This is a genomic window from Deltaproteobacteria bacterium (genome assembly GCA_018668695.1).
In the GTDB taxonomy this organism is placed as follows: Bacteria; Myxococcota; XYA12-FULL-58-9; order XYA12-FULL-58-9; family JABJBS01; genus JABJBS01.
Map to the genome: position 1 here is coordinate 1 of JABJBS010000003.1, position 10386 is coordinate 10386.

The following is a 10386-nucleotide window of genomic DNA, read 5'->3' on the forward strand; positions in this document are numbered from 1 at the left end:
GATGCAGAAGCCTCTGGCGACAAAATTTTAGGTGTTATCCGCGGTGTTGGAGTCTCCAACGATGGCCGAGGCAACGGATTTCTCGCACCGTCAAGTGACGGACAAGTTCGGGCCATGAAAGCGGCGTACGAAATGTCGGGTATTCGTCCCGAAGACGTTTCGCTCGTTGAGTGTCATGCCACCGGAACCACTGTGGGCGATGCTACTGAACTTAAGAGTATGGATAAGGTGTTTGCTGAACATTCAGACTTAAACATTGGTTCCCTCAAATCAAATATGGGTCACGCCATCACGGCGGCCGGTATTGCCGGACTCTTAAAAGTTCTTGGTGCGATGGAAAACAAAACGCTTCCACCAACCCTGAGTGAAGAACATACTTTAGATGGCAGTCGATTTAATTTGGTGACAGAAGCCAAGCCTTGGACCAGTGAGGGGACCCGAAAAGCGGGCCTAAGTGCATTTGGTTTTGGCGGTAACAACGCTCACCTGATCTTGGAAGAGTATCAGCCTCAGCAAATCGTTAATACAACTTCTCAAATTGCGGCTTCGGTACCGCTTGCTGTTGTGGGTATGGGCTCCATACTCGGCCAAGCCCGAGGCGTATCCGAACTCTCAAGTAAGCTCTTTTCAAAAGCACCTCTCGGCAGTCGTACCGATACCATTACATTGCCTATGAAGGGCCTCAAGTTTCCACCCAACGACTTGAAGCAGGCGCTCGGGCAGCAGCTCATGATGCTTTCGGCCACTCAGGAAGCATTGAACGACGCTGGCACCGTGAATCCCAAAGAAACCTGTGTACTCATGGGTATGGGCTGTGACCCGGAAGTGGCACGCTACGGAGCGCGTTGGCGACTCAAGGATTGGGCGACCCGGCTTGGCTTAGATAAGTCCCAGCTTCAAACACTTCAGGATGAGATTGTTCCGGTGCTTGAGTCTCCCGGTGTGCTTGGAACCATGCCTAATATCGTTGCCAATCGATTAAGCAGTCAATTTGATTTCACTTCGTTTGGTTTTGCTATTTCTTCGGAAGAACTCTCCGGTGTGCGTTCACTTGAAGTGGCGATGCGGGCGCTTCGCAGCGGTGAAGTTAATACGGCCGTGGTTGGCGCGGTGGATGTAAGCGCCGAAAAGGTTCATGCGGCAGCACTCAAAGGTTTGGGCCACCACACGCGGCTCGCTGATGGAGCAGTTACTCTTGTTCTTGAGCGTTTGGATGATGCCCAAAAAGCGGGCCGAAGAATCTACGCAATACTTGAAGATGACCAACCAGATGCTGCGGATTTCGATTCCCGCTCAATTCTGGAACGGGTTGGTAAACCTCATGCGGCTTCTGGCCTTCTTGAAATCAGTGCAGCTATTTTAGCATTGGTTGAAAACCACCATGATGGTTCTTTATTGCGAGTATCTTCGAGCGCGCTCGGTGGCCAGCATACGGCGCTTTGCGTCCGGCGACCCGAGCAATCACGAACCATTGAGCCTCTAAGCCATAGCAATGAACCCACGCTTTCTTTTTCGGCGCATTTGCCAGACTTCCGATTTCCGGACCTTAAGATTCAGGAACACACCATGACGCAGCCTTCTCACGAAGAATCTCTTTTGCCTCAACAGCCAAATTTACATGCTGAGTATGTGATGCAGCCAGCGCCAGAATTGGCAGCAGTTATGCCCGCTCAACCGAAGCAAGAGGTCCTTGCCACGCCGGTACCTGTACCTGCGCAACCCGTCCATACGGCATCAGTGCCAGTCGTAACCCCTGTGGCGGTTCACGCTTCATCGATGGCAATACAGGGCCAACCTGCGGCCTCTTCAAACCCATTTGTTCGCGCGCATCAAAACCTTGCCAATGCACATGCGCGGTTCTTAAACGAGCAAGCGCGTATTCAAGCTCAGATGATGAACCTGCAAAATCAAGCACGTCATTACTTAATGCAGCGGGGTACGCCGGTACTCCAACAACGGCCTCTTGCAATCCCTGCGCCTGCGGTTCAAACGCGCATCGTTCAAACGGCTCCGGCGCCAAGTGCGGTCACGCCTAAGGTAGCACCCATTGTAATTCCAGCGCCTCAGCCGGTACCTGAAACGGTAGTAGCCACACCTGTGATGACCTTGAAGCAGGAGGCACCCGTTGCTCTCGAAGCGCCTGCGCCGACATCAGACAATCTTCCGGGGCTTAAACTTAACCGTGAAGAGTTGATGATTCATGCCGATGGCAAGATTTCAGAAATTTTTGGACCCATGTTTGAGAAGCAGGATGGTTTTCATCGTCAGGTTCGTATGCCGAAGCCTCCACTTTTATTGGCGGACAGAATAACCGGCTTAGATGCTGAAGCCGGGTCGATGAAAAACGGCACCATTTGGTCTGAGACCGATGTCACCGAAGATGCTTGGTACATGCACGAGGGCCGAATGCCTGCGGGTATTATGATTGAGTCTGGTCAAGCCGACTTGATGCTCATTTCATATCTCGGCATCGATTTCTTAAACCAAAGCGATAGAGTTTATCGATTGCTCGGTTGTGAACTCACCTACCATGGTAATCTCCCGCAGCCGGGTGAAACGCTGCAATACGACATTCATGTCGATGGTCATGCCAAGCAGGGCGATGTTCGTCTCTTCTTCTTCCACTACGACTGTAAAGTAAACGGTGAGCCAAGGCTGACCGTTCGCGGTGGTCAGGCAGGATTCTTTACAGATAAAGAACTCGATGATTCCAAGGGAATCATTTGGGATGCAGAGACGGGCGAATATGCTCATGATGCGCGAGTGGATGCACCTCTGCTCACGTGCGAGAAAACTTCGCTGACCCGCGGCGAGCTTGAAGCCTACGCAGCGGGTCGCCCGCAAGATTGCTTTGGGAATGGTTTCGAAATGGGCTGTACCCATACGGCAAGCCCCAAGATTGCCGGTGGTCGGATGCTCTTTATGGACAAAGTCACCCACTTGGAAAACCAGGGCGGGCCATGGAAGCGTGGTTACCTGCGCGGTACCCAGAAGATATCATCCGATGACTGGTTCTTTGATGGTCACTTTAAGAACGACTCCTGCATGCCGGGAACCTTGATGTTCGAAGGTTGCTTGCAGGCTATGGCAGTCTATCTGGGAAGCCTTGGTTATACCACGGGCCGTGATGGCTGGCGCTTTGAGCCGGTGCCTGAAGAAACCTATAAGCTTCAGTGCCGCGGACAGGTATTACCCACCTCGAAAGAGCTGATTTACGAAATCTTTGTCGAAGAAGTTTGGGACGGCCCGGTTCCAACTCTCTTTGCGGATATTCTTTGCACTGTAGACGGTCTCAAGGCCTTCCACTGTCACAGAATGGGATTGCGCTTGGTGCCAGACTGGCCGCTTGAAAAGATTGCGGCGCTCAATCCTGCATCTGATGATTCCATTCCGGTTGCAACCGTGGATGGTTTCAAGTTTGATTATGCGTCGCTCTTGGCTTGCGCTTGGGGCAAGCCCTCGAAGGCCTTTGGCGAGATGTATACCGTATTCGACCAAACCAACCGTGTGGCCCGTCTTCCCGGACCACCGTATCACTTCATGTCTCGGATCCCGACCGTAGATGGTCCTATCGGCGGTATGAAGGCCGGTACCGTGGTGGAAGTTGATTACGACATCCCAGAGGATGTTTGGTATTTCGATGAAAACGGTCATCGCACGATGCCATTTTGTGTTCTTCTTGAAGCGGCGCTTCAGCCATGCGGCTGGCTTGCTTCTTACGTGGGCAGCGCGCTTACGAGCAACGACGAACTCTTCTTTAGAAACTTAGATGGTAAGGGCACCCTTAAGGTAGAACTTTTGCCAGCTGGTGGAACCCTGAGGACCCGTTCTAAAATCACGAGTATTTCGCAGTCGGCGGGTATGATTATTGAGTCTTTCGAAGTGAAGTGCTTCGTGGATGATGTTGAAGTCTACGAGATGAATACTGTGTTTGGATTTTTTCCACACGGTGCACTCGCGACTCAGAAGGGCTTGGATACCTCTGCAGAGCAGTTTGCTCTCTTAACGAATCCGTCTGATTTTCATGTGAACCTCAAAGAAAAGCCTGCTCGTTATTTAGATGGGACGTGCCGGCTGGCAAATGATGGCTCGTTGATGCTTGATCGTATTACCGGAGCGTGGCCAGAAGGCGGCGAAAAGGGACTCGGTCGTTATCGAAGCGAGAAAGACATCGATCAGGACGAGTGGTTTTTCAAAGCACACTTCTTTCAAGATCCAGTTCAGCCAGGTTCGCTTGGTATTGAAGCTATGATTCAGCTTTTGCAAGTTGCAATGCTCGAGCAAGGTATGGACGCAGGGATCGAGAGTCCTAGATTTGAGCCTATCGCATTAGACAAAGAGCTTAGCTGGAAATACCGCGGTCAGGTACGGCCTCATAATAAGCTGGTGCAGGTAACTCTCGATATCACTGAGAAAGGGCTTGATGCTCGCGGGCCTTACGCCATTGCAGATGCTTCTCTGTGGGTAGACGGTATGCGTATCTATTCGGCTGACAACATCGGTATGCGCATCGTGAATGATGGTGTGGCTCGCCTGAAAAAAAAAGAAGTTGAAACCTTAGACCCTGAACAAGATACGTGGCTAAACGACCATTGCCCGACCTGGACCATGCCCGTGTTACCCATGATGTCTATGGTAGACCGCATGGCTGCAGCTGCAGCTTCCAAGAGCGGCCTAAACGTTATCTCCATGCAAGATGTGATGGTGAAGCGCTGGGTACCCATCACAAAGCCAACTGAACTACGAACCGAGGCAAAGCTGTCGGGCGATTCAGTGTTTGTGAAGCTTTTTGAACAAGATGATGTGATTGCTACAGCGAAGGCCGTCGTCGGTGCGTACAGCGCTGCTCCTAAGCCGTTTGAGGCGCTTGCCGGTGCAAAGGTGACCTCGCCTTACGAAGAGGGCAGTTTGTTCCATGGTCCTGCCTTTCAACTCTTAGACGAGTGGGTGCTGACGGACAAAGGCTCGTCGGCGATTCTTAATTTAGATGCAACAGATGCGCCCTCGGGACATCTCGGCCAAATTCTTCTAGATGCGGCGACCCATGGCATCGTTCATGACAATCTCAATCTATGGTCCAAGGATATTCCGAACGACCAAGTGGCTTACCCCGCGTGGATTTCAAACTTAACGATTCATGGCCCTAAGCCCACTCAAGGCAAGGTTCGTTGTGAAACACGTTTTGATGGATTTGTTGGCGGTAAGAGGTTCCCTACATTTGTGGTGCAGCTAATCGCTGATGGAGAAGTGTGGTTGAGCTTTAAACTGGTAGAAGCTCTGTTTCCAAAAGGTCCACTTGGCAGCGTGAGCCCCGAGGCCAGAGCGCATTTTCTTCGTGACCGCCAATATGTGGATGGTGTGGGCTTATCCAGCACCAAGAACTCTAAAACCATTTTGCGAGTGGCCGATGTCCATGAGAGTGATTGGCTCGCTGGTACTGTGAAGGCCATTTACAACACGGATGACCATGAGCAGATCGCATTGAAGGACCACTTGGCCGCGAAAACAAAGATTCACCCGGGCAATCTTCCGGAGGCGTTGCCACTTAGTTCTTGGGATTACAATATCGAGAAGAGTGCGGAGCAAATTGTTGTTTCGAGTGATGGCGGTGAAAACCTAGATCTTAGTTGCGTGAAAGACTTTTGGAGTAGCTGGTTTAACCGCGGGTCATGGCCGGTGGAAGACCTCTTTTACAGCCTCGCAAACAAGTTTGTACGGCGGGTGGTTTTGGAAGAGCCTGCCGCGATGCAAGCTTTGAAAGGTAAGAGTGTACTTTATCTTGCCAATCATCAGGTTGGGATTGAGTCGCTTTTATTCTCCATTATGGCATCTGGGATGTTTAAGGTGCCTACGGTCACGCTGGCTAAGGCGGAACACCGAGATACATGGTTGGGCCATCTTATTCGCGACGCTTTTTCTTATCCCGGAATCAAAGACCCAGAGGTGATTGCGTTTTTCGATAGAGAAGACAAAGAGTCTTTGCCGCGTATTATTGGGGAATTGGCTAAAGAAATGATGGGGCCAGGTAAATCTGTGATGGTGCATGTGGAAGGAACACGTTCCTTGAGCTGCACAACTCCCGTGGAAAAAATGAGTGGTGCGTTTATTGATATGGCGCTCAAAATAGGTGTGCCGATTGTTCCGGTTCGTTTCAGTGGTGGACTGCCGAGGGAAGATTTAGAGGAGCGTATCGAATTCCCGTTGAATATGGGACAGCAGGATTACCATTTTGGGAAACCTATTATGCCGGAAGAGCTGGCGTCGATGCCTTACGGCGAACGTAAGAAGTTGGTGATGGCGGCTATCAATGGTTTGGGTGTACCGAGTCAAGAAGAAGTCACTCTCGCGGGGGATTCATCCTTTCATGCCAATGTTTCGGAATGGAGCCTGAACTCAGGTGTCTCTGAAGACGATGCGGTGCTTTTGCAGTGTCTTTTGGCCGAGCCCCAGGTGTCTGAGGAAACAGGTTTGATTCTTCATAGTTTGAACACCGGTAAATTAAAGGTTCCTCGCGGCAAGAAGGGCACATGGCTCAAAGCACTGGCCAAAAGGCTCTTGGGGAGCCGCACCGCTTGATTAAGCGTTTGCTTTAAGTGAAAACACATCCATGGATTATCACGCACACCCGGTTCAGATTTATTACGAAGACACCGACCTCTCGGGCGTGGTCTACCATGCCAATTACCTCAAGTATTTTGAGCGTGCCCGTGAGCACCTGATTGGGCCCACAGAGCTTGCTCGCCTCTACAATGAAGATGGCATTGGCTTTGTGGTGTATAAGTGTGAGCTGACGTTTAAGCAGGGCGCACGGCTGGGTGACCTATTAGAAATTCGTACCCGGGTTGAACAAGAGAGCGCTTATCGAGCCGTCTTTCACCAAGAAGTTTGGAAAGAGGGCAGTGATAAACCGTATGTGGTGGGTGAGGTGCAGCTGGTCTGTGTGGATGGTGACCAGAATATGGTGCGGATGCCCGAGCTTCATTTTGTCTCAGGCAAATCCGCTTAAACCATAGATAGAATCAATTTGTTGATGGGTCTTCTGAGATACGACCATCGTAAAAGTCGATCTTATGCAGTGGCATGACCACTGATGAAAGAATGTTCAATAGGTGTGCACCCAGACGCTTGTGGAAGCGGGTGAGCAGCACCATTGACGTTGTTTGAGCTGCTGTGAGGTCGCTCTTTGCCAGCTCTACGAGTAAGACATCGCAGCGCTTGCCGGTATTACGGCCGACCTGAAGCAAGTCTGTTGCTCTTTCGGTGTCTTCTGTTGCAAGAATATCGGGAGTTGTCTTGAGCATTTCAACTGCAAGATCGATGATTTCCTGGAGTTCCGTTTTAAGCGGACCGTCTGGAATTTGTGCGCCGCCAAGTTCAGGAACTTCTGAGATGTTTTTCAAGTAATCGCCAACACGTTCTGCGTCTTTAATAAGCGACATCAATAGCAAGCAGTATGACACATGGTCATGAGAGATGCTTAAATGTGTAATGACGCGCTTACGAATAGAGCGTTCGAGCTTATTGACTTTGATATCCAGCTTGTAGATGGCGGCTCGTTGGTCTACGCCAAAATCCTGGTCAAAAACATGCTCGTGAACAAGAGAAGACATTTCTTTCGTGATCTCAAGCATCTGCATGAGCTCTTGTGTCATGGGTTCAACGGGATTGTTGTCACTGAGTACCTGGAAAAGTTCTTTCCACATGGTATTACTCCTAGTTTGAGTTCTGTCAGTTCGAGTTTAGAACGGTTTCGAGATTAAGAAAATGATAGCGGGCACGATATAGAAGAATGAAAAGACCATGGCGGCGGCTTTTTTCCGCGAATGCCCGGCAAATTCAGCCATTCTAAGTGCCATATTCAAAGGAATGTCTCGCAGCTTAGTAGGAACATACCAGATCAAGATGCCCAGTAGGTTGAAGCAAAGGTGCACAAGCGCAATTTGCCTGGCTGCGAAAGAAGCTTCTCCAGAGATAGCCATGGAAGCAAGAAGTGCTGTGACCGTGGTCCCTAGGTTTGCGCCAAGGGTTACGGGGTAAATTTGGGCAATGGTGACCACGCCGGCTCCGGCCAGGGGTACCATCACAGAGGTGGTGATGGATGATGACTGAACCATGATGGTCAATACCGCTCCGATAAGCATGCCAACAGGACCGCCTGCTCCAAGGAAACGGTTAAGATATTTTTCCATGCGTGAAAGCACGAGGCCGCGCATGACTTTTACAATCAAAGTGAGTGCAACGAAGATAATCACACAACCAGCAAGAGCCAGAAGGGAGGTGACGACCTTTGGGTTGTCACTCAGCATTTCCACACCCTGCTTCACCAGTTTTGAACCAGCTTTGAAGGAGGCCTTGATCGGGCTTTTGTATTTTGTAGCCGATGCATCCGTGGTTAGCTTGGCGATGAATTCAGAGGCGCGTTCTAGAATACCGGCGCCGGTCATTGCTCGGGTGATTAATTCTATCGGTAATATGGTTAACACAGATAGGACGTTGAAGAAGTCGTGACAGGTTGCTGCTGCAAAGGCGCGTTTGAATTCGCCACTGCGGGTGGCACTGGCGAGGCTGGCAATCGTTGAGGTGACCGTTGTACCGATATTTGCACCCATAATCATCGGGATGGCTGAAGAAACAGATACTTGGCCTGCGGCGACAACGCCAACAATCAATGCAGTGGTTACGGATGAGCTTTGTACGAAGGTGGTGGCCAGGATACCAACGAGTAACCCAAGCATTGGGCTCATATTGGCGCCGAGGTATTGGTCCATCACTCCTTTACCAAGCCCTTTAACACCAGAGCTTAGGCAAGTGATACCTATGAGGAAAAGGTAGAGCAAGAGGGCAACAAGGAGAAGATTCAGCCATAACTGATACGGGTTCGATTTTTCTTGAGGAGCTGTTCCAGAGTCTTGAACACCCTCTGACGCTGGGGAGACTGTCTCGGAACTTTGTACGTCTGGTTTTCCGGTCATATTATTAAACTCTCTTCTTTAAGTTGTCTGCTTTTAAGTCTAGGCCGGTCAATGGATCAACGCCGATACTATGGAGTTTAAGTGACAGTTGTGTGACAAGGTGGCTGGCCTCTTGAGAACTCTCACAAAAAGATTTACCCTAAACCCTAGATGCATTGACATTGTTCAATAAAAACATGCACTTGTGGGTATGTTGGGGTTGCCCGATTCAAGTGGTCTGAGCCGATATATTTTACCCGTTTGTTGCCTTTTACTTGTGATCTTTGTGTGGGCGAGAATGGCTGGTCGCTCGGTGCGCTTTCGTAATAAACTCTAGCCGAGATTAGTCGGTGCTTAGGGCCCCGGTCGTCTTGTCATCAAGCTGTAACATTCAGCGGTTTAAGGTGTAGGCATGTCAGCACTTGTTCTTATTATCGAAGATGAGCCCGATTTGGTGGCGATGCTAGAGTACAACTTGAAAAAGGAAGGCTACCAAACCCGAAGCGCTTTGACCGGCGGCGGTGGACTGGAACTTGCCTGGCAGGAGCCTGCTCCTGATTTGATTCTACTCGATTTGATGTTGCCGGATATCTCAGGAAACGAAGTATGCCGAAAACTTCGAGGGTCCGCTCAGACTGAGAATGTACCGATCTTGATGGTGACGGCTAAAGGCGAGGAAATAGACCGTATTGTCGGGTTTGAAATGGGTGCGGATGATTATGTTGTGAAACCCTACAGCGTCCGTGAGCTGATGCTTAGAGTACGCGCGCGCTTAAAGCCCAGCAAAGATTCGGTACCTGACTCCGATGCTAAGATTAAGTTTGGCGTGCTCGTATTTGATTCCGAGGCACACCGGGTCTGGGTCGAGGATACTGAGGTTTTATTAACAGCACTTGAATTCAAGCTTCTAGATACTTTGTTGTCTCGCAAGGGACGCGTTCAAAGTAGAGACCGGCTTCTCGATGACGTTTGGGGTTATGAAGTGGCGATAACCACAAGAACCGTGGATACACATGTCAAAAGACTTCGAGAGAAGTTAGGAACCGCGGGTGAGTATATTGAGACTGTGCGAGGTGTCGGTTATCGTATGAAGGATTCTCTTTCTGGAGTAGCCGTTTGAATTTGGGCTTTCGGGGTAGATTGATATTGGGCACATTTGTGTCCGTGTTAGCGGTACTACTTGCCAGCGGTATATGGTTGCAGGAGCAGCTGGAAAGCCGTCTTGAGCAGGGAATCGAGACGAAACTTTCAGAACATGTGCGCGCCGTTCGTGAGTTTGTATTGTCGGCTTCGCATCTCATCGATATTTCGCAGGCCGACCCCCTCGCTGACCGAATGGGAGCTGCTCTCTCTCTTCGTGTAACCATTATCAACGGCGATGGGCGGGTGCTTGGAGACTCCAAGCTTGCTCCAAGCGACGTGGCGAGCCTTGAAA

The 10386-nt window shown here is 50.3% G+C and carries 6 protein-coding genes; 4 read left to right on the forward strand and 2 right to left on the reverse strand.

Annotated elements, in window-relative coordinates; translation table 11 throughout:
- Both HOK28_00070 and HOK28_00075 read left to right on the forward strand, forming a co-directional pair.
- On the forward strand, positions 1-6576 hold a 6576-nt coding region (locus tag HOK28_00070; GenBank protein ID MBT6431453.1), incomplete at its 5' end, for a 3-hydroxyacyl-[acyl-carrier-protein] dehydratase FabA.
- 31 nt (positions 6577-6607) lie between these two features.
- The gene (locus tag HOK28_00075; GenBank protein ID MBT6431454.1) at positions 6608-7006 is read left to right on the forward strand and encodes a YbgC/FadM family acyl-CoA thioesterase; all 399 of its coding nucleotides are present in this window, start codon (positions 6608-6610) and stop codon (positions 7004-7006) included.
- Between the two features lie 13 nt (positions 7007-7019).
- Here HOK28_00075 and HOK28_00080 read toward each other — a convergent pair whose 3' ends face one another.
- Together HOK28_00080 and HOK28_00085 are read right to left on the reverse strand one after the other, a co-directional pair.
- Entirely contained in the window at positions 7020-7703 is a 684-nt protein-coding gene (locus tag HOK28_00080) for a hypothetical protein (GenBank protein ID MBT6431455.1), read from the reverse strand.
- Between the two features lie 36 nt (positions 7704-7739).
- Positions 7740-8972 (reverse strand): Na/Pi symporter, encoded by a 1233-nt coding sequence (locus tag HOK28_00085; protein ID MBT6431456.1) that lies wholly within the window; start codon positions 8970-8972, stop codon positions 7740-7742.
- Positions 8973-9363: 391 nt separating this feature from the next.
- On the opposite strand from HOK28_00085, the gene HOK28_00090 reads away from it, so the two are divergent.
- Positions 9364-10071, forward strand: a complete 708-nt coding sequence (locus HOK28_00090) for a response regulator transcription factor (GenBank protein MBT6431457.1) — start codon at positions 9364-9366, stop codon at positions 10069-10071.
- A gap of 38 nt (positions 10072-10109) precedes the next feature.
- Positions 10110-10386 (forward strand): hypothetical protein (locus HOK28_00095; protein MBT6431458.1); only part of this gene is annotated, 277 nt, incomplete at its 3' end.

What these genes read in the sequence shown, in the direction of transcription:
- HOK28_00075 (MBT6431454.1), top strand. Translation starts at nt 6,608, where the DNA reads ATGGATTATCACGCACACCCGGTTCAGATTTATTACGAAGACACCGAC.
- HOK28_00080 (MBT6431455.1), bottom strand. Translation starts at nt 7,703, where the DNA reads ATGTGGAAAGAACTTTTCCAGGTACTCAGTGACAACAATCCCGTTGAA.
- HOK28_00085 (MBT6431456.1), bottom strand. Translation starts at nt 8,972, where the DNA reads ATGACCGGAAAACCAGACGTACAAAGTTCCGAGACAGTCTCCCCAGCG.
- HOK28_00090 (MBT6431457.1), top strand. Translation starts at nt 9,364, where the DNA reads ATGTCAGCACTTGTTCTTATTATCGAAGATGAGCCCGATTTGGTGGCG.